Annotated in this window: 17 protein-coding genes and 2 pseudogenes; 6 read left to right on the top strand and 13 right to left on the bottom strand. The window is 50.7% G+C overall.

Translation table 11 applies throughout. The annotated features are described in order from the left end of the window. Nucleotides 1-8: 8 nt before the first annotated feature. Together hypD and hypE are read left to right on the top strand one after the other, a co-directional pair. The gene (hypD, locus tag NWF31_RS12070) at nt 9-1,121 is read left to right on the top strand and encodes a hydrogenase formation protein HypD (protein WP_258360756.1); all 1,113 of its coding nucleotides are present in this window, start codon (nt 9-11) and stop codon (nt 1,119-1,121) included. Between the two features lie 87 nt (nt 1,122-1,208). Next, the gene (gene hypE, locus NWF31_RS12065) at nt 1,209-2,231 is read left to right on the top strand and encodes a hydrogenase expression/formation protein HypE (protein ID WP_258360755.1); all 1,023 of its coding nucleotides are present in this window, start codon (nt 1,209-1,211) and stop codon (nt 2,229-2,231) included. A 32-nt stretch (nt 2,232-2,263) separates the two neighbouring features. On the opposite strand, the gene NWF31_RS12060 is transcribed toward hypE, so the two are convergent. The 8 genes from NWF31_RS12060 to NWF31_RS12025 form a co-directional block, all read right to left on the bottom strand. Then, complete coding sequence (locus NWF31_RS12060; protein WP_258360754.1) at nt 2,264-3,079, bottom strand: thiamine pyrophosphate-dependent enzyme; 816 nt, start codon at nt 3,077-3,079, stop codon at nt 2,264-2,266. Nucleotides 3,080-3,118: 39 nt separating this feature from the next. After that, nucleotides 3,119-4,294 (bottom strand): pyruvate ferredoxin oxidoreductase, encoded by a 1,176-nt coding sequence (porA, locus tag NWF31_RS12055; protein WP_258360753.1) that lies wholly within the window; start codon nt 4,292-4,294, stop codon nt 3,119-3,121. Further along, complete coding sequence (locus tag NWF31_RS12050; protein WP_258360752.1) at nt 4,272-4,562, bottom strand: 4Fe-4S binding protein; 291 nt, start codon at nt 4,560-4,562, stop codon at nt 4,272-4,274. The genes porA and NWF31_RS12050 overlap by 23 nt, the downstream gene beginning before the upstream one ends. A gap of 52 nt (nt 4,563-4,614) precedes the next feature. After that, the gene (locus NWF31_RS12045; protein WP_258360751.1) at nt 4,615-5,187 is read right to left on the bottom strand and encodes a 2-oxoacid:acceptor oxidoreductase family protein; all 573 of its coding nucleotides are present in this window, start codon (nt 5,185-5,187) and stop codon (nt 4,615-4,617) included. Between the two features lie 94 nt (nt 5,188-5,281). Beyond that, nucleotides 5,282-7,747, bottom strand: a complete 2,466-nt coding sequence (locus NWF31_RS12040) for a sugar phosphate nucleotidyltransferase (RefSeq protein ID WP_258360750.1) — start codon at nt 7,745-7,747, stop codon at nt 5,282-5,284. Nucleotides 7,748-8,193: 446 nt separating this feature from the next. Next, nucleotides 8,194-9,387: a M24 family metallopeptidase gene (locus tag NWF31_RS12035; RefSeq protein ID WP_258360749.1), complete on the bottom strand. Its 1,194-nt coding sequence runs from the start codon at nt 9,385-9,387 to the stop codon at nt 8,194-8,196. A gap of 91 nt (nt 9,388-9,478) precedes the next feature. Then, nucleotides 9,479-10,510, bottom strand: a complete 1,032-nt coding sequence (locus NWF31_RS12030; protein WP_258360748.1) for a TRAP transporter substrate-binding protein — start codon at nt 10,508-10,510, stop codon at nt 9,479-9,481. A gap of 91 nt (nt 10,511-10,601) precedes the next feature. Then, nucleotides 10,602-11,801, bottom strand: coding sequence for a M24 family metallopeptidase (locus NWF31_RS12025; protein ID WP_258360747.1), 1,200 nt, complete (start codon nt 11,799-11,801; stop codon nt 10,602-10,604). 395 nt (nt 11,802-12,196) lie between these two features. On the opposite strand from NWF31_RS12025, the gene NWF31_RS12020 reads away from it, so the two are divergent. From NWF31_RS12020 to NWF31_RS15030, 4 genes and pseudogenes are all read left to right on the top strand, one after another. Next, nucleotides 12,197-13,540, top strand: coding sequence for a sigma-54 interaction domain-containing protein (locus tag NWF31_RS12020; protein ID WP_258360746.1), 1,344 nt, complete (start codon nt 12,197-12,199; stop codon nt 13,538-13,540). A 217-nt stretch (nt 13,541-13,757) separates the two neighbouring features. Next, nucleotides 13,758-14,267 carry a TRAP transporter small permease gene (locus NWF31_RS12015; RefSeq protein ID WP_258360745.1) on the top strand — a complete coding sequence of 170 codons (510 nt, stop codon included), beginning with the start codon at nt 13,758-13,760 and terminating at the stop codon, nt 14,265-14,267. Continuing rightward, nucleotides 14,264-15,553 carry a TRAP transporter large permease gene (locus NWF31_RS12010; RefSeq protein WP_258360744.1) on the top strand — a complete coding sequence of 430 codons (1,290 nt, stop codon included), beginning with the start codon at nt 14,264-14,266 and terminating at the stop codon, nt 15,551-15,553. The genes NWF31_RS12015 and NWF31_RS12010 overlap by 4 nt, the downstream gene beginning before the upstream one ends. A gap of 116 nt (nt 15,554-15,669) precedes the next feature. Beyond that, nucleotides 15,670-15,786, top strand: a pseudogene (locus tag NWF31_RS15030) (transposase); the annotation flags it as partial. 114 nt (nt 15,787-15,900) lie between these two features. Here the strand turns inward: NWF31_RS15030 and NWF31_RS12005 are convergent. The 5 genes and pseudogenes from NWF31_RS12005 to NWF31_RS11980 form a co-directional block, all read right to left on the bottom strand. Then, nucleotides 15,901-16,401, bottom strand: a pseudogene (locus NWF31_RS12005) (M24 family metallopeptidase); the annotation flags it as partial. Nucleotides 16,402-16,511: 110 nt separating this feature from the next. Then, nucleotides 16,512-17,198 (bottom strand): Crp/Fnr family transcriptional regulator, encoded by a 687-nt coding sequence (locus NWF31_RS12000; protein WP_258360742.1) that lies wholly within the window; start codon nt 17,196-17,198, stop codon nt 16,512-16,514. 894 nt (nt 17,199-18,092) lie between these two features. Then, nucleotides 18,093-20,681, bottom strand: coding sequence for an S-layer homology domain-containing protein (locus NWF31_RS11990; RefSeq protein WP_258360741.1), 2,589 nt, complete (start codon nt 20,679-20,681; stop codon nt 18,093-18,095). 188 nt (nt 20,682-20,869) lie between these two features. Further along, nucleotides 20,870-23,077: a YcdB/YcdC domain-containing protein gene (locus NWF31_RS11985; RefSeq protein ID WP_258360740.1), complete on the bottom strand. Its 2,208-nt coding sequence runs from the start codon at nt 23,075-23,077 to the stop codon at nt 20,870-20,872. Between the two features lie 178 nt (nt 23,078-23,255). After that, nucleotides 23,256-24,599, bottom strand: coding sequence for a glycosyltransferase family 4 protein (locus tag NWF31_RS11980; protein ID WP_258360739.1), 1,344 nt, complete (start codon nt 24,597-24,599; stop codon nt 23,256-23,258). Nucleotides 24,600-24,721 lie beyond the last annotated feature (122 nt).

Below are 24,721 nucleotides of genomic sequence, written 5' to 3'. Positions count from 1 at the left end.
ACTTGAGGATGGAAACATGGAGCACTTATCAGCAGAAGGAGCTGGCAAACAGGCTTCTGTTAAGGGTAAAATCACTGGCGGCTGCCATAGCAGGCAAATATGGCCGCCGGCCGGTAATTATGGAGGTATGCGGGACACACACGGTAGCCCTGTCCCGTACAGGATTACGCAGCCTACTGGCGGGATGCATCGATCTGCGCAGCGGACCAGGTTGCCCCGTTTGCGTTACCGCCCCTGAAGAAATAGACTACATGCTTTTCCTGGCAAGACAACCGGGTGTCATTATTGCAACCTTTGGCGACATGGTGCGCGTCCCGGGCAGCATGGGTTCGCTGGAAAAGGCTAAAATAGAAGGTTACCAGATCCAGGTTTGCTACAGCCCCCGGGAAGCCGTAACCCTGGCGCGTTCAAATCCCGATCGGGAAATTATTTTCTTAGGAATAGGCTTTGAAACTACGGCCCCTGCCGTGGGGCTGGCAGTGAAAGAGGCCGCGGTCCTGAGACTCAAAAATTTTACCATTTACAGCGCTCACAAACTGGTGCCACCAGCCCTGGCTTCACTCGCCGGCGACCCGGAGTTAAAGCTGGATGGACTGCTTCTACCAGGGCACGTCAGCGCTATTGTGGGGCGATGGGCCTTTACCTTCCTGGCTAAAGAATACAACCTGCCAGCTGCTATTGCCGGTTTTGAAGCTCTTGACATCCTGGGAGCTTTATTGGAGCTTCTGGTCCAAATCCAAGAAGGAGAAGCACAAGTCATTAACGCCTACCCGCGGGTAGTCAGCGAAAAGGGTAATCCCAAAGCACAAGAAATTTTAAGGGAAGTTTTCTCCCTGGCTCCCTCTAACTGGCGCGGGCTAGGGTTGATCCCCCTCAGCGGCCTGAAATTGAATAATGCCTATCAGGCCTTTGATGCCACCCGTCGCTGGCCCCTGGCAATAAGGCCATCACCTCCGCCGGAGGGTTGTCGTTGCGGTAGCGTATTGAAAGGCCTATCCTTGCCAACACAGTGTCCCCTTTTTGGCCGGCACTGCACCCCTCTCCGTCCTGTAGGCCCCTGCATGGTATCTTCAGAGGGTTCTTGTGCCGCCTACTACCGTTATTCCAGGAAAGCAGGATAAAAAAGGTAAACCCTAATTAAGCCACCGGCTGTACCTTCTCCCTTCCCTCCCTGCTTCTACTCCGTTTTTGGGAGGCGAAATTACGCTATGACCAAATATAACAGTATGATAGAGACTATTTCCTTAGCTCACGGCGACGGTGGCGAGTTGACCCACCAGTTGATCAGCGATCTGTTTTTAAGATACTTCCATGATGAAGCCCTGCAGCCTTTAAACGACGCCGCCCTGCTCCCGTTCCCGGCCGGTCGCCTGGCCCTGACCACCGATTCCTTTGTCGTTAAGCCCCTCTTTTTTCCCGGCGGCAATATCGGTACCCTGGCCGTCAACGGTACGGTGAATGATCTGGCCGTCAGCGGCGCCCGCCCCCTTTACCTCACCGTAGGGCTGATTCTCGAAGAGGGGCTGCCCATATCGGTTCTGGAAGAGGTAATTGTCAATATTGCTACAGCCGCCCGGGAAGCCGGGATAGCAATAGTGACCGGTGATACCAAGGTGGTAGAACACGGCCACGGTGACCTTATCTATATCAATACCACAGGGATAGGCGTGGTGGATGACTGTATTAACCTGGACTACCGCCGCATCCGGCCAGGTGATGTAATTATCTGCAGCGGGTCGGTAGGCGACCACGGCCTGGCCGTCATTGCGGCCCGGGAGAATTTCGGCCTGGAAGGATTAAAGAGCGATTGCGCCGCCCTGCATACCTTAATCCTGCCCCTGCTTGAGAATTTCTCAAGTACCGTTAAATGGCTGCGCGACCCTACCCGGGGTGGGCTGGCCACGACGATGAAAGAACTAGCCCAGAGTGCTCAAGTTAATATTATCCTCAGTGAAGAAGCCATCCCCGTCCATGATAATGTCCGCGGGGGAGCGGAAATCCTGGGTTTGGATTACCTCTACCTTGCCAATGAAGGTAAATTCTGCGCCGTGGTCGATAAAATTGCCGTTGAAGATGTCCTGGCCTTTCTCCGCCGGCATTCCCTGGGCCGGGAGGCCGCCGTCATCGGGGAAATAAAAAAAGGAAGCGGCCGCGTCTTCCTACGCACCGCCCTGGGGGCTACCCGGGAACTTTATCTTCTTAGTGGCCTGCAGCTACCACGCATTTGTTGAACTACCTACAACTGAAGGACATACAATAACCATTAAGCTAATAGATGGGCAAAACGCATCTGGGGAGCTAGATATTCGCGCAAAGGCCGGGGATTGGCGATTTCCTTCACCGTCAACCGCCCGTTTTCGTACTCGGCCAGGGTCCACTGGCCGGTTTGGACGGCCAGGCGGGCGAGTTTCACCGTCAGGTCGCTACGGTAGCCCCAGCCCGGCGGGCAGGGAGAAAGGACCTGGATGTAGGCTGGGCCTTCCACCTGCATAGCCTTCTGCACCTTGCTCAGGTAGTCCTGGGGATAGCCGATGCTGGCCGTAGCCGCATAGGGGATATTATGGGCGGCGACAATACCCAGCATATCCTTTTTAGGCCGTTCTTCTCCCCGGCCCAAGCTACCGACGGGAGTTGTCGTGGTCCGCGCCCCTAAAGGAGTAGCCCCGCTACGCTGCACACCGGTATTCATGTAAGCTTCGTTGTCATAGCAGATGAAGAGAAAATTATCGCCCCGCTCCACGGCGCCGGATAAAGCCTGGAGCCCGATATCGACGGTGCCGCCGTCGCCGGCCAAGCCCACGACTTTGACCCCTTTTTTCCCCCGGCGCCTTAAACCGGCCACCACCCCAGAGACGGCCGCCGCCGTGCTGGGGAAGGTGACATTGACGCAGGGAACTTTGAAGGCCAGCTGGGGGTAAAAAGTGGTTACCCCCAGCAGGCAGCTGGGCGTGGTGACGATGACCGTTTCCGGTCCCAGGACCTTTAAGGCCAGGCGGACGGCAAGTATTCCCCCGCATCCGGCACAGGCGTAGGAACCCTGTACAAATTCGGCGTCTGGCAAATCTTTTATCTTGACCATATCCATTTACCCCCGCTCTTCGTTTTTATGGCAACCATTTCATTTCTGCCAGTAGCCGTTTAAAACCGCCCCCGTACCTTCATCCTGGCAACGCACCACCTCAAGGCACCGGTGGAAAATTCCTGCCAGTTCCTCCCGGCGGATATCACGTCCGCCCAGGCCGCCGGTAAAGCCGGTCACCAGGGGTTTCTCCCGCAGGTCGTAGAGAGCCGCTTTAATCTCCGTGGCCAGCACCCCTTCATAACCGAAAGAGCAATCGCGGTCGAGAACGGCCACCACCCCGGCACCGGAGAGGGCCGCCCGCAGGTCTTCTACTGGGAAGGGCCGGAAACTGCGCAGGCGCAGGAGGCCCACCGCTTCGCCCTGCCGGCGTAACTCGTCCACCACTTCCCGGGCCGTTCCCGCAGTAGCCCCCATGACAACAAGCACCACAGCAGCATCATGGCAATAATAAGGATCAACAAGGCCGCCGTAACTGCGCTGGAAGTGGGCCTGAAAATCCCGTTCCACTTCTTTAATTACTTCTTTGGCTTTCAGCATGGCCTGCTGCTGGTTATACTTAAAAGCAGGATACAGGTCCGGACCTGTACCGACACCAAAGACATAGGGACGCCGGGTATCCACGCTATACTCTGGCCGGTAGGGAGGCAGGAAACGATCAACGGTCTCCTGGTCCGGCACCTCCACAATCTCTTCCGTATGGGACAGGACATAGCCGTCCAAACAGACCATGACCGGCGCCAGCACCTCCGGGTGGGCGGCTATTTTATAGGCCTGCAGGCAGGTGTCCAGGGCTTCCTGGGCCGTTTCCACATATAGCTGGATCCAGCCCGTATCGCGGCAGGCAACAGCGTCCTGGTGATCGGCCCAGATGGTCCAGGGAGCCGCCAGGCCGCGGTTAGCCACGGCCATAACCAGGGGTACGCGGCAACCGCTCACGTAATGGAGCATTTCAAACATGTATGCCAGTCCCTGGGAAGAGGTTGCCGTAAAGACCCGTGTTCCCGTCACTGCCGCCCCGTAGCAGGCCGCCAGGGCGGCATGTTCGGATTCTACCCTTATATAGTCCGCTTCCATAGAACCATCGGCTATGTATTCTGCTATTTTTTCGACAATAGTTGATTGGGGCGTAATGGGGTAGGCGGCCACCACCTCCGTCCGGGCGAGTTTCACCGCCGCCGCCACCGCCTCGTTACCGTTCAGATAGGCGCGCATCGCTGATACCTTCTTCCACCAGGGCCAGGGCCTCCCGCGGGCACTCCGCCACACAGATGCCGCAACCCTTGCAAAAATCTAGATCCAGGCTCACTACCCTTTCGCCCCTGGTAAAACATCCCTCCGGGCAAAAAAGCCAGCATATAAGGCAGTTATTACAGCGTTCGGTATTCAAAACCGGCCGCACCAGGCGCCAGGATCCAGTAGTCGTACTCAATAAAGGTGTTGCCAGGTTGGGCCCCTTCCTTAAATCACTTTCAGCCAGCAATTAATACCGCCTCCCTCTTAACCGGTTACCAGATTCCTTCGGGGTTTGTCCCTTAACCGTCACAGGCTATTGCCTCCTTACTGCCCAGAACCTTTGCCAGGTCATACGCCCGCCGGGCCAGGGCAATATTTCTGGTAGCCAGATCCCGGGATAGAACGGCAGCAATAGCTTTTTCCACCGCTTCCAGGGAAAGGATGCCGGTCGTCCCAGCCAGGGCCGCCACCATGGCTGTATTAACTATGGGAGTATCCAGCACCTCAAGGGCCAGGCGGGTGGCGTCCAGGATATAGACCCTGGTTTCCGGCGACCGGGCCATTACCGGCTCCCGGCCGGTATTAATGAGGACAATCCCTCCTGGTTTCAGGCCGGTAAAGATATCCGTGCTTTCAAGCAAGGTAGCGTCCAGGACCACCACATAATCAGGGCTATAAATCTGGCTGCGGTCGCGAATGGGACGGTCATCAAGGCGCGTGAAGGCCGTTACCGGCGCTCCCCGCCGTTCCGTGCCGAAGGATGGGAAAGACTGGGCATACCATCCTCCATAAACTGCTGCTGCCAGGCCAAAGATACGCGCCGCCGTCACGGCACCCTGGCCGCCGCGACCATGCCAGCGAATCTGCAACATTTTTCTACCCCCCTACCCACTTATTTTACCACCAGGTATTATTAGTAGCAAGTAATATTTGTCGATAAAAAAGGACCACCTGAATAGATGGTCCTTACCTGCTCCAATTCCAATCTCTGGCAATTAGTTCCTTTAAACGCTGCTCATAAAAGCCGGCCAGTTCTTCGGCCACCTCCTGGGAAAAAGCTTCGCTGTAAACCCTGTAGTGGGGAGTTTCTCCATCGGGATATACCAGGGACCAGCCGTCTTTATGGCGTATCTGGACGCCGTCTAGTAACTCCACCCTCTCAGGCGGCTCTTCACCAATCAGGCTTCGCATAACCCGGCCTTTAGCTTCCCACGGACAGGGGACGACCCGGGTAACGGTATGGACGGGCGGCAAGCCGGACACCGCTTCCGCCAGGCTTTCATCCTGGCGGGCCAGCCAGTCCAGGATATAAAGAAGGGCTGCCAGGGCATCCAGCTGCAGGTGCTGCTGCGCCGGGACCCCTTCGCCGTCCACCCGGGCCATGGCCTCCTGGTAGATACCGGGATGGCTTTTCACCCGCTCTACCGTTCCTCCCATGCGCCCGGCGACCAGTTCCGCAGCCCGGGATACCGTCACCGGCAGGATGAGGCGTTTCTCCCGGTTGGCTTCCAGGTAAACCCGCGCCAGGAGGGCCTGCTGCTGGGATGGCGTTAAGCGACGCCCTTCGCCGGTAAAAAGGATTAACTCCTCGCCATTTTGATCGATTGCCGCTCCAAGTCCCGCCCCGTAGCCCTTGATTTCCGCCGCAAAAAAAGGCATATCTTCCTGGATGGCACCCCAGCCCTTGGCGGGGTCGAAATCCAGCCGGACCACATCGGCCCCGGCCCGCTGTAAAACCTCAGCGGCCAGGGCGGCTATTTCTCCCTGGCACCCCAGGGCCAGCCGTACCGGCCTTCTTTTTATCCCCCCCTCATCCAGGGTAGACAGCAGCCATTCGCTGTAAGCTTCCCGGAGGGCCGGGAAATATATGGTGGCTTCTATCTCTTTTACCTGGCGACCGTCTTCCCGCCAGTAGAGGTTTTCAATTTTCCGTACCGCTCCCGGGGCCAAATCGTGAGCGCGCTCATTGACAAGGTGCAACCAAACTTTATCCCGGTTGGCAGCATCCTGTTTAATATGGCAACCGCCGGCCAGCCTTAAACTGCGGACGGCAAAACGATGAACCGGGGTTGGTAACCGTCCCAGGTCGGCGACCCTGACCCCGGCAGCCATCATCCCTGCCGCCATGGCCTTGAAGAGCATTTCCCCGGCCCCGCCGGCAAAGGTGCTCAGGCCCACCATGGCGCCCGGTTTAAAACTAGCGCCGTAGGCCAGCCCCAGGCGGGTGACCTGGAAAGGAGTCAAATCTCCCTGCAGGTAACCCGGCGCCTGGCTGCCGACAAAGAGGGGCCGTCCCATCCCCTGTCCCCAGATAAGGCTTTCATGTACCACCGTTTCCTGGCTTAAAATCTTCTCAGGCCAGATCTTTACCTCCGGCCGTAATTCGGCCCCGGCGTCTACCCGGCTGCCGTCGCCGATAACCGCTCCTTCATAAACCCGCACCTGCCGCTGCAGGCTGGCCCGGCTGCAGACAACCGCCCCCCGCAGGCCGGCCCCCTTACCGATATAGACATTATCCCAGAGGATGGAGCGTTTGACGCTGGCTCCTTCATCAACCCGGGTGTACGGCCCCAGGACGGTATAGGGTCCCACGGTGGTCCCGGCGCCAATTCGGCAATAGCTTCCGAGCAGGACCGGGCCTTCGATCCTGGCCGAGGGATCGATCTCCACTCCTTCGCCGGCCACCACGCCTTTACCCCGATCTTCGCCAATCAACCTCACTTTAACTTTGCCCCTTAAAATATCTTCCTGGGCCTGTCTATATTGTACTATATTACCAATATCACACCAGTAGCCGGACAGGGTTACTCCAAAAAGAGGTTTTTTATCTTTCAACAAGCGGGGAAAGAGATCTTTGCTGAAGTCAAAGGGCTCTCCATCCGGCACCATTTCCAGGACTTCCGGTTCCAGGATATAAATCCCCGTGTTGACCCGGTCGCTGAAAACTTCGCCCCAGCTGGGCTTTTCCAGGAAGGAACGAATACTGCCGTCGGTATTGGTAATCACAACCCCGTATTCCAGGGGGTTATCCACTGTAGTTAGCACAAGGGTTGCCATGGCACCGCTTTCTTTATGCCGAACAATGGCCGGCCGCAGGTCGAAATCCGTCAGGGCGTCGCCGCTTACCACCACAAAGGTATCATCTAAAAAAGAAGCCGCGTTTTTAACGCTGCCGGCGGTACCCAGGGGCTTGTCTTCCACAAAATAATGGAGGTGCAGGCCGAAATCGCTGCCGTCACCGAAGTATTCCTGGATCAACCCCGGCAGGTACTGCAGGGTCACCCCTACTTCTTTGATGCCAAGTTCACGCAATAAGTCAACGCAGTATTCCATTACCGGGCGGTTTGCCACCGGCACCAGGGGTTTGGGCCGCTTGCAGGTCAGGGGTCTCAGCCGCGACCCCTCCCCCCCGGCCATGATGATTGCCTTCATATTTTACCTCCCCTGCAATCCACCTTTAGCACTATTTAGCATTTTGCCCCTCCTTTCCCAAAATAATTCCCGGCAGGTCATTATCATAAAAAAATAATACCGGTGAGTAGCATCGGTATTGCTAATAACGTAAGCAAAAAACCTCTTATTATCTAAGGTGAGGGATAAGTAACAAAATGGTACGCATTTTTAACTCAGGATGTTCGTATGCCTGTTAGAAGGGGAAGGCCTTCGAGTAGCTATGCAGCTTCAGACAGGTTAGCGGTAATAAAGCAAGGACCGTTATACTCTAAATGGAAAATTTTATTTTGTCCTGCTGGTGTTTACAGAAAACGAAACGGCAGAAAGAGATGGGAGCCAGCTAAATAATCTAGAGTTTTGAACACCGGACCGTTACTGGCAAGAGCGCCATGCCCGGTGTTCAAAACGACTTTTTAGCTGGCTGTTTAATCGATTACTATAATCTCCTGGGGGAAAGTATGGAGTAAATGGGCGCCGTCTTCCTTTATTATATAGTTATCACAACAGAAAGCATAGGTGTTTTCATTCATGACAATGGGATGGATGGCTATGTTCATTCCTGTTTGCAGGAGCATTTTTTCTTCAGGCCGATAGGCCGGCCTCTCCACCAGATCGTATCCCTGGCCGTGGGCTAGGAGCCGATTTTCCGGGGGGAATCCCTTTTCCGCCAGAAATTCATTGTAGGTAGCTAAAATATCTGCCGGACGGGCTCCAGGCTTACTTAAACTGGCGATCAGTTTCTGGCCTTCTAAAGCTAACTGCCAAAAATCGAGGAGCTGGCGGGTGGGTTCCCCCAAGCACCAGATCCTGGCGATTTCCCCGTACATTCCGCCAGGACCGTTGACTTCGATCATGATAAAGATGTTATCGCCTCTTTCAATTCTTCTGTTTTGGAACTGCACCCAGGTATGGCCAGCAAAGGAACCGATGGGCGCCGATGACAAAGAGAATAATTGTTCCTCGCTACCCTGCTCTTCTAAAAAGTAAACCATCCTCTGCCTTACTTCGTATTCATACATACCGGGACGCATAAGGACAGGCATGGCGGCACAGAGGCGGTCTTGGAGTTCGACGGCCTTGCGAATAAAATACCATTCGTCTTCGCTTTTAACGGCTTTGATGCCGTCGATTTCGTCGGTAAAATCAACGAACTCCACGTGGGGCAGCCTCTCTTTTAAGCCCGCCAAAAAGGGATAGGGCATGTTACCGGGGCTGACGATACCTATCCTTTTATCATTTCTTGCCTTAATTATCGCGGCTATCGTTTCCGGCTCCATAGAATCGGTATAGTTCAGCGTCCGCATATAGGGCACAGGGATCCTTTCCCTAACCCCCCGCAAGGCATAGGCGGGAGGGGCAGGGGGTAGGGGCGGGCTACCATGGCTAATGATTGTCATCTCGTCGTTGGCAGGGAAGAGTATGGTCATGGGGTAGCCGTGCTGGGCTGAAACGTCGGTAAACCAGCGCACATACCCTCCCAGCCATTTGTTGTTGTTTTGGACGACGATTATATCGATATCCTTATCCTTCATGGCGGTCCTAACGGCCTGCCAGCGCCTTTCCAGCTCGCGCGTCGGGAGGGAAAACCTCACGCGCTCGTGTTTTATCCCGTTATTCATGGGAAGCCCTCCTTAAGACTACTTAACCTAAAGGGGAAAATGGCAGCAACCGTATATAAAATTAATATTCCGGTTGCTGCCGAAAACTCGCTTATTTTATTCCGAATTTGCCCAGGACATCTTGCCCGATGGTATCTTTAAACTTGGGCAAAATATTTTTGGTCGCCTCTTTCCACTGGTTGATGTCGGCATCGGTCAACTCGATAACTTCCAGCTCTTTCTTTAACTCTGCCAGGAATTTAGTATCCTCGTTATCGTTAGCCTTCCGCTCGAAGGCTACGGTTTCCAGGGCTGCTTCGGTGAGTACCTTTTGGATGTCAGCCGGCAAGGAATCGTAGAATTTCTTATTGGCCCCTATTATCAGCGGGTTATAGACGTGCCGGGTTAGGGTCAAATAATCCTGGGCCTCGTAGAGTTTGCGGCGGTAAATGGTGGTCAAGGGGTTTTCCTGGCCGTCGGCCGCTCCTTGCTGCAGGGCGGTATAGAGTTCGCCCATGGAGGTAACGAGCGGCAGCGCCCCTAACTCCTTCATCATTTCGATAAAGCTGGGGCTGTCCATAACGCGGATTTTCATACCTTTAATATCCGGGGGCAACCTCACCGGCTTTTTAGATGTAGTAAGGTGCCGCCATCCCTGTTCCCAAAGGGCCAGGCCGTGGATGCCTTTTTCTTCCAGCAAGCTCAGCATATACTTGCCGGCTTCGCCGTCACAGGAGGCGCGGGCTTCTTCTGTAGTTTTAAACAAGTAAGGCATACCGTATATCTGCCAGCGCCGGTCGAACTGTTCGTAGATGGAAGGCAACAGGGCAGCAATGTGTATCGAGCCGGTTTGGAGCATTTCCATCGTTACCCGCTGGTCGTTGTTGGATAATTGACCATCGGGGTAATATTGAAACTGGATCCTACCAGGCGCCTTTTGTTCTACCAGCCGCATGAATTCCTTGAAACCCTGGTCCCAGGGCCCGCCGGAAGTATTGTCGCAACCTACCTTGATTTTTATCGGCTGGGCCGGGGTGCTTTGGGTCTCCGCACCTTTAGTTTCCGTAGATGTGCCGGACTTCCCGCAGCCTAAAACTGTAAACACCAGCATTATGCTCAGCAATATTACACCCAGCTTCCTCATCATCTCTTCCCCCTTTAATTTTTAAGTATCGGCTTTAACCAGGCGCACCATTGCTCCTTGCTCTCTTTAGGTGATACCCCCCCCCCTTAAATTAAATGTCGATTACGATGATTTCTTGGGGTGTCTTATGGAGGCGTTCTATCCCGTCTGCGGTTAAAAGGTAATTATCGCAACAGAAGGCATAAGTCTTCCGATCAGGGGTTAAAGCTATGGGATGGATGGCAAGATTCATATTGGGCTTAAAAGTCATTTTTTCCTCGGGATTAAAGCCCGGCCGTTCTACCAGGTCATAGCCTTGGCCGTGGGCCACTAAGCGTTTATCGGGAAGATAACCTTTACTGACGGCGAAGTCGTTAATGGCGTCCAGCACCGTCTTGGGGAGGACGCCCGGCTTGATCATGCTGGCGGCGAGCTTCTGCGCTTCCTTGGCGAATTCAAAGGCGTCGACTAGCTCTTTCGGCGGCTCGCCCAAAGACCAGGTCCGGGCGATTTCCGCATAGAAACCGGCGGGCCCGTTGACTTCTAACATGATTAAGACCTGATCGCCCTCTTTTATTTGCCTGTTCTGATAGAACTGGTGGAATTGCCCGGTGGAGGAACCGGGGGGGGCCGAGCCGATCATGATTAATTGCTCTTCACTCCCCAGGTCAAAACACATTTTAATAAGATCAGCCCGGATCTGCCATTCGTATCTGCCTGGGCGAATAAAGGTCGGCGCAGCGGCAAAGATGGCATCCTGTAAGGCTACTGCCTTACGGATATAGGAGATTTCCTCTTCGCTTTTTACCGCTTTGATCTCGTCGATGCTGTCGGTGAAATCTATAAATTCCACGTCGGGCAAATTGCCTTTAAGATACTCGATGAAGAAGGCGTCCATCAGCCCTAATCCGACGAGGCCGACCCTTTTATCGTTCCGCTTTTTCACCAGATCGACGGCGACCTGAGCATCATAGGGATTGGTGTAGTTCAGGGTTCGAAAATAGGGGCGGGCAAATCTTTGTTTGATACCCCGGATGGCCCAATCGGGCGGCGAAGGGGGGAGGGGTTCCCCACCGCTGACAATTAAGACCATTTCCTCATCGGCAGGGAAAAAAACTGTTTTGGGATAAGCGTTTTCCCCTGGAATATCAATGAGATACCTTATATAGCCGCCGAGCCATTTATTATTGTTTTGGGCAAAGAAGGAATCGATATTGTTCGCCTTCATGGCCTCCCTGATCAATTTCCAGCGACGTTCCATCTCTTTGGTGGAAACCCGGAACCTTATCCTTTCGTGTTTTACCTCGCCCATGGAAATTAACCTCCTATTAAAGCATATTACAGTTTATCTCTTTTGCATAATTTATGCCAAAGCCAATAAAAGAAAGGGCGAGGGGAATAAAATGCCCCATTAAGCAGCTGGGCTTTTAAAAACTATTGGCAAATTGCTTGTATATTATAGAAATTAGAAGAGATTTTGTTAATAATTGTACAAAGCGGCAAATTTCAATGTATATCATCAGGGGAGGTATAAGGTAAGGGACAGGGGATTGATTTTAAAAATTAGAATAAATACTTGTAAATTATTTTTGACCTTGCTATAATGATCTCGACAGTATTATTTAAAAATTATGGTTTCTTAGGAAGAAATGTTTTAAGCACCCCTTCCTCATGTAATGGGGACTATATTGGAGGGTTTTTGAAGCAATGAATCTAGATAACAACTTTTTTAAAAAAGTACTCGATTCTATGAGCGACGGCGTATTGGTTGTCAATAGAGACTTAGATATCATTTATGCCAATGCGTCCTACGCCAGGATATCCAACCTTACCCTCAAGGAGGTGATCGGACAAAAGCTAACCACCTTTGTCGAGAATCCTTTGCTCCCAAAGGTAATGAAAACAGGAACGCCTATCAATAGCATCCGCAAAAAGGTTATAGGTAATACCAATGCCTATGTTTCCATGTCCCCTTTAATTATCAACGGCGAGGTTATTGGCGGCATCTCCGTCTTTAAAACTCTAGAGGATGTCAACCAGACCTTAGCCGAATATTCCCGCAAGATCAAACAGATGCGCAACAGGATAGTGCATACTGATTTTAAGGCTACTTTCACGTTTAGAGATATTATCGGACAAAGTCCAAAAATAACAAAAGTGATACAAATGGCCAAGAATGCTGCCTTAAAGGATATAAGCATCCTCCTATTAGGGGAAAGCGGTACGGGGAAAGAGATATTTGCCCAAGCCATCCATAACGCTAGCTTGAGGAACCAAAATGCCTTTGTAAGCCTGAATTGCGCCTGCCTTCCGCCCCATCTCGTGGAATCGGAGCTCTTTGGTTATGAAAGCGGCTCATTTTCAGGAGCCTTAAAAAACGGCAAGCTCGGTTTATACGAAATAGCCGACGGCGGCACTCTTTTTTTAGACGAAATTGGCGATCTGGATTTAAATCTACAAGCCAAACTCCTTCGGGTTTTGGAAACAGGCCAATTCTTAAGGGTAGGTGGTACCCAGCCGATAACGGTTGACGTGCGAATCATCGCGGCCACCAACAGGAATCTGGAAAGGCTAATTGCCGAAGGAAAGTTTAGGGAAGACTTATATTATCGCTTGTGTGTAATTCCCATGGAGATACCTCCCTTAAGGGAAAGGCTGGAAGATATACCTTTGCTGGCCAATTACTTTCTAGAGAAAATAAGCAATAAGAAGATAACCTTTGACCCGAAAACTATAAAATTCTTCCAGAATTATTCTTGGCCAGGAAACGTGCGCGAACTCCGCAACACCATCCTGGCTATGGTGAACTTTACAGAGAGCAGCGTCCTGCTTCCCGAGCATCTCCCGCCGAAGCTCGTAAAAGAAAGAGCAGTCTCTTTAAATACCGTTAACGATAGCAGCGTCTATAATTTGCATCAAATTGAAATCAATATTATTCGGGAAAAGTTGCGCTTATACGGGAAAAGCGTAACCGCCAAAAGGAAGATCGCCAGCGAGCTGGGTATTTCCTTGGCCACATTATATAATAAAATTCGGAAATACGGTATCTAGCTTTTTGTGATGGATTTTTATTTTTTAGAAATGATTTGTAAATGTTATAAATAATTAGCTTATAACATCTACCTTCTCACATTCTCCTTCCCCCGTTTTTGAAGCTTTCCAAGCCTTTCACCCATTTATACTCCCTGCCCTTGAAGTTGTAATTGACTGGCTTGAAATTTGCATTGGGAAAGAAGGAAGAATTAAATTTGGAGGAGGTATCCTTTCTTTGTTAAAGCTAGTTGATAAGATTGCCCAGTACCTCGAAGAGATAATTTTAGTAATTTGCTTTAGTCTCATGCCCCTCCTGTGCTTCTTCCAGGTCCTCTGTCGCTTTGTAATCCATTTTCCTGCTCCGTGGACAGAGGAAAGCATGCGGGCCCTTTTTGTCTGGTCGACGTTTATAGGGGCTAGTGTGGGAGTAAAATACGGCTCTCATCTGGGAGTAACGGCCATCGTGGGTTTATTTCCGCCCAAATTCCGCTCCTCTTTCATGATCGTAATTAATTTATTATGCTGTCTTTTTTGCATCTTTTTGGTATACAGTGGTTTGGGAATGGTCCGCCATCAAATAACCACCGGGCAAATTCTGCCGGTTACAAAAATCCCCGTTGCCTGGACGACATCCTGTATGCCTGTAGGCTTTTCCCTTATGGCCTTTCGCTTTTTATATAATGCTGTCCAGATCTTTTATAAGGAATTCCGGCATTCGCAGCAGGAGCAGGGGGTGGTAGCATGACTACAGGAGCTATAATCTTATTAACCGTATTTTTTTCTACGCTGTTTTTAAATGTACCCATTGCCATATGCTTGGGACTATCCAGCGTAGTTGCCCTTTTGCTTACCAGCGATATCCCCCATATGGTCATCATGCAGTCTATGTTCGGCAATACCAATAACTTTACATTAATGGCCGTGCCCTTTTTCATTTTAGCTGGTAATTTAATGCAAAATGGTGGCGTATCGAAAAGATTGATCAATTTTTGTAAAATAATCGTCGGGGGCTTTCCCGGCGGCCTCGGTCATGTGGCCATTTTGGCCAGCATGATCTTCGCCGCCATTTCCGGTTCGGGGCCGGCTACCGTCGCCGCTTTGGGCCTTATTACCATACCCAACATGGCGCAAGCCGGTTATGATAAGAGTTATGCTTGCGCCCTCCAGGCCGCGGCCGGCGGTATCGGCGTCATTATTCCCCCGAGCATTCCCATGGTAGTATACGCCGCCCTGGCTTCTACTTCAGTGGCTGCGATGTTCGCCGGCGGCATCATTCCGGGTATTATTATCGGCATTTTATTGATGACTGTGAATTATTACCTTTCGAAAAAAAGGGGTTACGGCGGCGAGGTCATTGAAAGAAGCCCGAAGATTATCTGGAATTCTTTTAAAGAGGCCTTTTGGGCCCTCCTCATGCCAGTTATCATCCTCGGCGGGATTTACTCCGGCGTCTTTACTCCTACAGAGGCGGCCGGAGTTGCGGTTATCTACGGCTTTATTGTCGGGGCTTTTATCTATAAAGAACTCGATTTGCGGGGCATCAAAAAGATGTTGATTGATTCAGCTATTATGACCTCTGTATGTATGATTATTATGGCAATGGCTGCTCCCTTCGCTTGGGTAATTACCTCCGAACAAGTTGCCGTAAAAATAGCAGACTTCTTCTCTACCTTTACTAGTAAATATATTTTTCTATTAACCGTAAACCTTATTTTCTTACTTATCGGCTGTTTTATGTCAAGTTTGGCCGCCCTTATTATAGTTACCCCTCTTTTCCTACCTATCCTTCAAACATTGGATATAAATCTTATCCATTTTGGCGTGATGATGGTTATTAACTTAGAGCTCGGCATGATGACCCCGCCCTTTGGTGTAAATCTTTTTGTAGCCTGCGGTATAGGTAGGATAACGATAGAACAGATAGCTTTAAAAGTCTTACCCTTTGTCATTGCCACAATCATAGGCTTATTTATGATCGCTTATATCCCCCAGCTAATAACCTTTTTACCTTCCTTGCTGGGCTTAATGTAAAAGATCTTCTATGTCAATAGGGTAATTTAAATTTTAGTAGTAGTACAGTGACCCTCCCCCGATTTGTAGGACACAGAGTTAAGAGTGTATAAACAAAACAAGGAGGCGTTGTGTCCATGGGGGAGACCAGACGAAAATATGACGAAGAGTTCAATCGTAATGCCGTCGAGCTATGCCGCATCAGCGGCAAAACTGCCAGCCAGATTGCCCGGGACCTGGGGATCAACGGCAGCACTACCCGGTCGTACTAAACTTGGAACAGCAGCACATACTGCATCTTGTACAGCAATAGCTTTTCTTATAAAGTTAATCTCATCTTCACTTTTAATAGCTTTAATTTCATCTACAAAATCAGTTGCATCGACAAACTCTGTTCCTGGCAAATTTTCTTTTAAATATACATAATATGCTGCATTTATATGGCCTAAATTAACAAATCCAACAACTTTATCATTTCTCTTCTTTAAAATTTCTACCGTCACTTCAGCATCTAATGTGTTAGTATAATGTAAAGAACGAAAATATGGTTTAGATATACGTTCTTTAACTCCCCTTACAGCCCATGATGGTGGAGAAGGAGGTAATGGAGGTCCTCCACTTGTAATAATAATCATTTCATCATCTACAGGGAAAATAACCGTACAAGGATATGCATTTTCTGCTGGAATGTCTGTAAAGTAACGTACATAACCCCCTAACCATTGATTATCATTTTGTATAACTAATGAATTTATCCCTTTATCTAACATAATTGATCGTATTGCTTTCCAGCGCCTTTCTAATTCACGAGTTGGAATAGGAAATCTAATTCTCTTAGTTTCATTAAATTGATTTACATTCAATTTCATTTCCCTCCTCTTAAGAGATTGTTAGTATCTTAATTTTTATATTAAACTAGTTTCAGCACTTTTGTCTGTAAAATATTTTACATTCTTAGTGAGAATATTTCGTGTAAAACTTAATAATTGGTTGTATGTGTTCTATCTGTATTTATTGGCAGTTTTATAAGAAAGCCATTTTTATACTTTATAACCTTTCCTTGTTTAATAAGATGAGCAAATGTTTGGGATACTCTTACTCTTGTAGAGCCAACAATATCAGCTATAACTTGATGAGAAAGAGGAAGTTTAAGATAAATGCCTTCGGGATGGCTTTCTCCAAATTTATTACTTAAAGCAAACAATAAATCATTCACCCGATCTTTTACTTCACCAAAACTCTGTTCTCCTAATTGCCATATTGCTGACCGCATTTTAAAACACATATTATTAATTATAGCTTTCATTATTGCTGGTTGCTCATTAATAAGTAATAAAAGATCAGAAACCCTAAAAATTCTTACTTTAACTGGTGTAAGACAAGTTGCTGTTGTTGTATAAGGCGATCCATCTAAAACTGTTTCTCCAATAAAACATTTTGGTTCGTGTACGGATACTATTCTTTTGCGACCCTCTTCACTTGTTAGACTTATTTCTATGCGACCATGTAATAGCAGATAGACATACGTACCTTCTTCTCCTTGACAATAAAGAGTCGTTCCTTTTTCAAAATCTTTTAATACGCTACTTTTGCTTATATAATCTTCTATTACATCTTCATTAACCAAATTTGGTGACCACGGAGGCCAGTTATGTATGTTTTGCAATTCTACCACCTACTTATTAGAACGTTTTAGTTCGTTTAGATACTAGAGTGGGGCTTAAGTAATTTTGTTTCTCCAATCACTCCTTTTTCTCTTTTGTCTCTTTTAATCTATAGAAATTGCCGATATAGATTTATGCGACAAGGGTCAATTATAGTGGACGTCATCACCGGGTCTTGAAAAATTTCACCCCTCGGCTCAAACGAGAGAAGTGAGATTGTATCTTTTAGCTTATACTGTACAATTGGTGTTGAGATATTTTTAGACAATCTTTATTTTTGTTCTTCTGATATCTTACGTTCCATTATGGTGCCTCCTTCTTTTAATCTAGCAAACTTAAGACTATTTGTCCAAATTAGTTATGAGGCTAAAAAAGGCGTTTAAATCAACTCTGCTTTTGATAGGCTTCATGAGTTTTGCTAATTTCTTTATTTATCAACTGAAATTTACTGCAGATTACCCTAAAAAACTTCACATTTAACGAGAAAGAACAAGCCACTTAGTTAATATTGAATTAATTTTTGTTTCTCCAATCACTCCTTTGTTTCCTTAAGACAAAGTAATTACCATTCATATTAAATATAGGCTAGAAATGCTGGTCAATACTGTTGGTAAAAGAAGTAACCAGCATTGCCCGACTAAAAAAGCCTTATTTACCCATGCTCTAGGTATATCCCTTTCTGTATTGTTTCCGATGAAACCCCCGTCGGGAAAGGACACGATTATATTTCCCTGTTTGTGGATTTAGATAAGAGCTCCTTACTATTTGCCACCGCTGGCAGGAAAGGGAACCATTGACGCTTTTGGAGAAGATTTTATCCAATATAACTGTAATCCATGGTAATAAAAAAGGCCGCCCTTTCAGGCGCCCAGGTTTACTACCGTTATTTGAAGTTTTTACAGCATTTCTATCTCATACACCATATCATCCAGCAGGTATATACGAACCTGCTGGCCTTTTTTCAGATTGCTTGTGGTCACAGGGCTCCCTGCTTTATGTATATATACATCCCCAGCAACATCATAGGTTTTCTGCAGCCAGGGAGTGCCGGTCGGCTGCAGGGTGAGGCCGTCTTCGTATAAAAGATAGACGTCGGCGTCGGCGGCCAGGGTGCCGGTCGCCTGCTGCATTACTTTGAAAGTATAGCCACCATTAAGGTTTTCCACCACTTGCACTCGATCCCCCGCGGTAAGAACAGCCGGGGTGTCATACTTTTTGCTGCCGGCAATAACCTCGCTTCCCGGGCGGAAATCTATAGTAGCAGCAGTGCCGCTGAAATATTTCAGGCTAACAGTACGGGTATTAGCATTAAGTGCCGTAACCTCCCCTTGCCGTGGTTGCAGGACCTCCACTTTTACCAGGTCCTCGCCCATGTAGGTCGCCCTTACCATATCGCCCTCGCGAACGTCTTCTACCTCCGGGTAATCAACACCCGGCACAACCAGTTCCGCTCCATCACGGATATAGAGCCTGTAAGTGATTCCGTCTTCATCTTCAGCATCAATACGATCCCAGGATTCCCTGATGTCTTCTACGCGCAAGATAAATGCTGCCTGCAGCTTTATGCCGGTAACGGTGGCGCCATCCAGGGTAAGCTTGACAAAATCACCGCGCTTGATTTCATCCACCTCGTCACGTCCATCCCTGCTCTCTATATCGACGTTTTTAGCAAGAACGTAAGTTTTCCGCTGGCCGGCCTCATCCTGGAGTATGAGATACAAACCCGTATCATCCAGGAAAACAACCGTACCGGATACAGAATTATCTACTTCTATATAAATTATTTCCTGATCGATTAGCTGGACGGTGACCTGCATATCCTTTTTGACAGCGCTTAAAGTCCCGCCTTCGCCGTCGATTACTATACGGGCATTGTCTTTTACTTTATAAGCCCGGAGGTTTTTCTTGGCATCCAGCAGGGTCAATACCCTGTTGCCGGTGTCAATGCCCACTACTGTACCGGTAAGCCTATCCTGGACAAGGTAACCTTTAATCTCCAGCAGGGTAATAATTCCCTTTTCCACCCGGGCCTGGACCTGGTCACCGTCGGCTACGTTCTCCAGGATGCCTCTGACGTCATCGGCGACCCAAAAGGCCCTTGGCTGGCCGTCTACCTCCAGGGTCAGGACACCGTTAGCCGGGGCTACGGTGATTACCGTCCCGGTAATATCCAGAAGCGAGTATGCCTCCAGGACTTCGATGGCAGTAACGACGAAATTTTCTACCGCCAGCCGCACCCGGTCACCCCTCTTGATGTCCTTTATCGTCGAGAAGCGCTGGCCTTCTATAATCACATTTACTTCATCCGCCAGGCGGTAGGAAACCAGGCTACCGCTATCACCCTGCAGGGTAATCAAGTAGTTATCCACATCCAGGTCGTAAACGATGCCTTCGTTAATATTGCGTTGCTGGCGGCTAATTACGGATATGCTCGTAACATAATTGGCCGCATCCAGAATAATTTCCACCTCATCCCCGGGCTGGAGAGCTGCCAATCCCCCGCCACCGGCCCCACTAACCGGAATATCACCGTCGGCAGGTAGATAAAAAGTACGGTATTCACCCCCGGTCACTTCTAACACCAGGACTCCCATTTCCTGGTAAATTTTTCGAATGCTTCCTTTCACTACAGCGGTGGCCGGTTCCGCCGCAAGTTTTTCCAGGTATTTTATCCTGTCACCGTCAATTACCAGGGATACCTTGTCCAGGCGCTCCAGAGCCAGGAGGGATATGGGCCCGTTTTCATCATAAGCCGGTAAATCATAGCTAACCCTGAAGGTGCGCGTCCCTCCGGCGGCAGTACTAACGGTCAACCGGTCCAAAGTTACTTCCAGTACTCTGCCCTGGGTAAGCCGCCCGGAATCCGGTAACATATCCAGCGCCCGTCCCAGCAATGCAGCCATTTCCGCCCTGGTGACGGCCGCATCAGGCCGGAAAGTGTTATCTGGATAACCACTTACCAGTTTATTGGCTTGTGCCACCTGCACATAACCGCTGGCCCATGATGGAATCGAGTAGCTATCTTTAAAAGCTGTAGTTGCATTATTATTTAAAGCTTCTTCTTCCTTACCGATCATACGCACCAGCAACCTGGTCACCCATGCCCTGGTGGCGGCGGCCTCGGGATAAAAGTCTTCGTAGCTTTTTACCAGGCCCAGGTCAAGGGCCCGGGCGACGTCCTGCCTGGCCCATTCCGGAACATTGAAGGGAACCGTCGTGGTAGAAGTGGCACTATCTCCCATACACCGGAGGGCCATTAGTACCGCCTCAACCTCGGTCACAGATTGATCAGGACGAAAAGTGCCGTCCGTATAACCCCCGGCTATACCCATGGCACTTATCTTACTTATATACCTTACCGCCCAGTGGTTATTGGTAACGTCAAGAAAACTACTTGCAGCCAGGGCCTGATTATTGAAGAAAATAATTATCAGGAATAAACTAAAAGCAACTAAAAAACGCCTGGCTTCGTGACGTTTTTGCATAGTAGCAGGCCCCTCTCCCTGGTAAATTCTGCTTTGGTATATTTCGACATTTCCATGCAATTTCCTCCCCTCCTGGTAGCCTGCCAGTGCTTTTTTATAATACCAGGTTATGAAAGAGGGCAGGACAGGATAATCTGGAAAGGACCGGCGCCCTTCGTAATAGCCGTCCTGCCCGTATCATCATAACTCTACCGGTCTACCTGCAGGGCTCGGACCAGGGCGGCGGCAGCTTCGGCGCGGGTGATGGTATGACCGGGTTCAAAACTGGAGCCGCTACCTTTAATAATCCCCAGACCCCAGACCAGGGCCACATAACCCAGGGAGCCCGGGCTTAAAGAAGCGGCATCGCTATATGGAACTTTATAGATTCCCTCCACCCGGGCGGCTCGCTCCAGGTTTAAGTAGCGGATCAGGAACCTGGCCAGGAGTTCGCGGCTGACGGTAGCTCCGGGCTGCACGTCTTCCTGGAGCCACTTCTCATCATGGCATCGCTTTAAGATTTCCTCATCCTTCAGGTCTTTATAACCCCAGACACCATACCTGGCCATAAGCATGGCTCGCATCAAGGACACAACGGTAATATCTTCCCCGGGGTGAAAGGCATCGCCGTACTCGCCGAAAATCCCGGCCTGGCCCAGGAGGTTAATTTCCTTTTCGGCAAAATTGCCGGCAATATCGTTAAAATGGTAGGGCCGGGGCTGCGCGGCGAGGGGTTTCCCTTCCCAATCAAGAAACTGGCCGTTCCTGGCATCTATCATGTCCGAAGTGGCAATGCCGGGGTTACCCATGGGCTGGTAGACCAGACGCACCTGACCCTGCCCCGGGCTATCCGGGCTGTAAATGCGCGTATAGCTCAAAGTGAGGGGGCGATTTTTCAGGAAGGTTTCTACGGCCTGCTGATAATCAAGGATTTGTGTGGCCGCCGGGAAATCAAAATTGCCCCAGTTAAGGTTGTAGCCGGTGATGCGCCCGGCCACCGCATCAACCGTGACGTAAATGCCGTTACCGGGGAAGGGGATATTGTTGACCAAACGGCGGTAATAAAAGTACTGGACGGCCGGGTTCTTGCCCTCCGCCACGACTACCGGCTCCCAACTTTGCCGGTTGTTTTCATCAAGCTCTACTTCCCGGAAGCGTTGTGGTTGTATCTTTTGCAGGAAATTCTCTGCCAGGCGCTGCGCTGCTTTACGGTCTATTTTGCCGTCCTTCTCGGGGGAGGTAAAGGGCAGGTCGAATCCGAGCAGTTCGCCATTGCTGGCATTAACCCTGGCGCTCATGTAACCGGGCTTACCCGTTTCGGGATTATCGCTGCTCCAGGTTAAATTCCAGGTGCGGATTTCCGGGTCCTGCCAGTCGGCATAAAGGTTGGCGCTGCGTAAAGTGAGGCCGGACGGGATGTCCACCCACTTCTTAACGACGGCAATTGCTTCCTCCTGGCTGATTAATTGGGCCGTTTTTTCGATTTCCTTCAATTCCTCAGGGCTAAGGGGTTTGGACTGGGCACTACCCTGGGAAGCCGCAGCTTTACGGGCCATCTCCAAAGCCATATCACCCATACCCCCGGCGCCGCCTCGATCAAACCACCTGCCGTTTCCCAGATCCAGGGGTTTCCCGTTCAGGGCATCAATCAACCCCTGGGAGGGATGGCTGAGCAGGTAAACAAGCAACACCGGGCGTTTCTCCCCGGCGGCCAGGGGCCTGACAGGAGGCTGGATATAATACTGGAGTTCCAGCATGCCGGCGCTGGTAAATACCTGCCGGGCCCGATCCGTGGAGATAGTTCCTGTAGCCGCGGGAAAATCGGTTTCCGTCCAGTCCAAGTAATAATTTGTCACCTGGCCGTCATCGCCGCGGACGGTTATGTTCACGCCATTGGCCGGGAAGGGAATGCCGTTAACAACCCGTTGCCAGCGGAAGGTATAAGTAACCGGTCCATAAGGGGTTAAGGGAATGAGCCCGTTATCATCGGGCAACGGTTGCAGTTCCTGAACATGCCCGGCAGCCAGGCGATTTAACAGCTCAGCTGCCACCTGGCGGGCCTCGGCAACGGAAATAGCCGGCAGCCGCAGGCCCGGTTCGGGTTGTTTTTCCGGCTTCCAGGTATTCATATTTAATATTTCACCTGTCCTGGCATCTACCACGGCGTTAAAACTGCCGCCCGGCTCGCCGGGAGCATACCAGCGCAGGGACCAGGTCTGGCGGTTATCATAACTGTCGTAACTGGAGTTAAAAATGTTATACTCTTTAGGAATATTAAAGTTGTCTTTAACCGTACGGATAGCCTGCTCTAGGGAAACGGCCGGTTTATCCCCCGCTACCGCTATGCCGGGAAAAAAGGAAACCAGTAATAAAGCCGTCAGACCCCAGGCCAACCAGCGGCGCCATTTACCTTTCATCTTGCCCTTCCTCCTTTAGCCCTTTTCCGGAATAATTCTTTAGCCAGGCGCTGCCATGTTAAACTTATCCACCCCTCCAGAACATGGGCGCATCCTCCTCTCCCGGTCCCCCTGACTTGCGTCCTTATTTAATATATATAGACGCCGGGCACGGGAAAAAGTTCCCATCTACAGGACTTTATTCTTCTCCCCTGCCGCGGTGCCGGTTTACCAGGGCCGCCCGGCGCAGGGGCAGGTCATAACGACCTGCCAGGGGCAAAGGTTGCTCCTGCCGCGCTTCTTCCCCCGCAGCAGGCGTAAAGCGCCACAGGCGGGCGACTACGGAAGGCCGCTCCGGCCAGGAGGTGCGCCGGTACTGGCTGTAAACCTCCTCGTAGACGCCGGCCGTCCGCCGGGCAATATTTTCCCAGTCGTAAACTTCCGTTACCAGGCGGAGGCCATTAGCCCGTAACCTTCCCGCCAGGGCTTCATCTTTTAATACTGCCAGGATATTATCGGCCAGGGAACCGGCATTACCCGGAAATGCGCGCATACCGTCAACACCGTGGGTGATAATCTCCGCCAGCCCCCCCGTTTCGCTGGCCACCACCGGTGTCCCGGCCGCCATGGCCTCCAAGGCCACAATACCGAAGGGCTCATACAGGCTGGGGAACACCGCCACCCTGGCGGCACGGTAGAGCTGGTTGCGAGTATGATCATCAATGTAGCCGGCAAAATAGACCCTGTCGCTGATGCCGAGTTCCCGGGCCCGGTTCTGGAGCTGGCCTTCCATGGGCCCCTGGCCGGCCACCACCAGCTTGGCCTCCGGGCAGGATGATAAAACCCGCGGCATGGCTTCCAGGAGGACCTGGACCCCCTTTTCAATTACCAAACGGCCGACAAAGAAAATGATCTTTTCGTGGGAGGCGGCGTAACGCTGCCGCACAGCCGGGTCAACGGCCACAAAACGGAATTTCTGGCCGTAAACCCCGTTGGGTATTATGGCAATTTTATCGGCCGGCAGCTGGAACAACCCCTGGACTTCCTGGCGCATATGCTGGCTGCATACTATTACCCGCCAGGCCTCATAGGTTAGCCACCATTCAACGCTGTTAATATAGCGCTGCATGTCATTATATAAGCCGCGATTGCGGCCGGCCTCCGTAGCATGAATGGTGGCAATGAGGGGCAGGCGGTGGGCATGTTTCAACGCCCGGCCGGTAAAAGCCACCAGCCAGTCATGGGCGTGGATAATTTGGCAGGGACCGTATTTACGCATGATGATCATGGCTTCTTCCAGGAACCGGGCATTAAGTTGTAACACCCAGGTAAGAAAATCAGGGGCATGAACGGGATAGGCTTCCACCCGGTGGACGGTTAAGCCGTTCTCCCGGCTTTCAGTAGCCTGTCCCGGGCGGCCGATGGTTAGTACATGGACATCGTGGCGCAGGCGGGCCAGGGAAATGGCCAGGTCTTCCACATGCCGGGCCAGGCCGCCGACACTCTGGGGAGGATATTCCCAGGAGAGCATCAGGATACGCATTATCTATCACCTTCGTTTAATTTCTACCTTTTTATTTTGGCAGCCGCGACCAATCTTATACCGCATAATTTGGCCCCGATAGATAAAACCTAGTAGCAAGTTACTTATGTTGGAGGTTCCAG

It is taken from the genome of Neomoorella sulfitireducens, from assembly GCF_024733845.1.
GTDB classification, from domain to species: Bacteria; Bacillota; DSM-521; order Neomoorellales; family Neomoorellaceae; genus Neomoorella; species Neomoorella sulfitireducens.
This window is presented reverse-complemented; position numbering and strand designations above follow the sequence as displayed.

Coding starts and splice junctions, on each gene's coding strand:
- porA (WP_258360753.1), bottom strand. CDS start 4,294: ATGCGCGCCTATCTGAACGGTAACGAGGCGGTGGCGGCGGCGGTGAAA.
- NWF31_RS12060 (WP_258360754.1), bottom strand. CDS start 3,079: ATGGTCAAGATAAAAGATTTGCCAGACGCCGAATTTGTACAGGGTTCC.
- NWF31_RS12030 (WP_258360748.1), bottom strand. CDS start 10,510: ATGAGGAAGCTGGGTGTAATATTGCTGAGCATAATGCTGGTGTTTACA.
- hypD (WP_258360756.1), top strand. CDS start 9: ATGGAAACATGGAGCACTTATCAGCAGAAGGAGCTGGCAAACAGGCTT.
- NWF31_RS11980 (WP_258360739.1), bottom strand. CDS start 24,599: ATGCGTATCCTGATGCTCTCCTGGGAATATCCTCCCCAGAGTGTCGGC.
- NWF31_RS11985 (WP_258360740.1), bottom strand. CDS start 23,077: ATGAAAGGTAAATGGCGCCGCTGGTTGGCCTGGGGTCTGACGGCTTTA.
- NWF31_RS12040 (WP_258360750.1), bottom strand. CDS start 7,747: ATGAAGGCAATCATCATGGCCGGGGGGGAGGGGTCGCGGCTGAGACCC.
- NWF31_RS12020 (WP_258360746.1), top strand. CDS start 12,197: ATGAATCTAGATAACAACTTTTTTAAAAAAGTACTCGATTCTATGAGC.
- hypE (WP_258360755.1), top strand. CDS start 1,209: ATGACCAAATATAACAGTATGATAGAGACTATTTCCTTAGCTCACGGC.
- NWF31_RS12025 (WP_258360747.1), bottom strand. CDS start 11,801: ATGGGCGAGGTAAAACACGAAAGGATAAGGTTCCGGGTTTCCACCAAA.
- NWF31_RS12010 (WP_258360744.1), top strand. CDS start 14,264: ATGACTACAGGAGCTATAATCTTATTAACCGTATTTTTTTCTACGCTG.
- NWF31_RS11990 (WP_258360741.1), bottom strand. CDS start 20,681: ATGCAAAAACGTCACGAAGCCAGGCGTTTTTTAGTTGCTTTTAGTTTA.
- NWF31_RS12035 (WP_258360749.1), bottom strand. CDS start 9,387: ATGAATAACGGGATAAAACACGAGCGCGTGAGGTTTTCCCTCCCGACG.
- NWF31_RS12045 (WP_258360751.1), bottom strand. CDS start 5,187: ATGTTGCAGATTCGCTGGCATGGTCGCGGCGGCCAGGGTGCCGTGACG.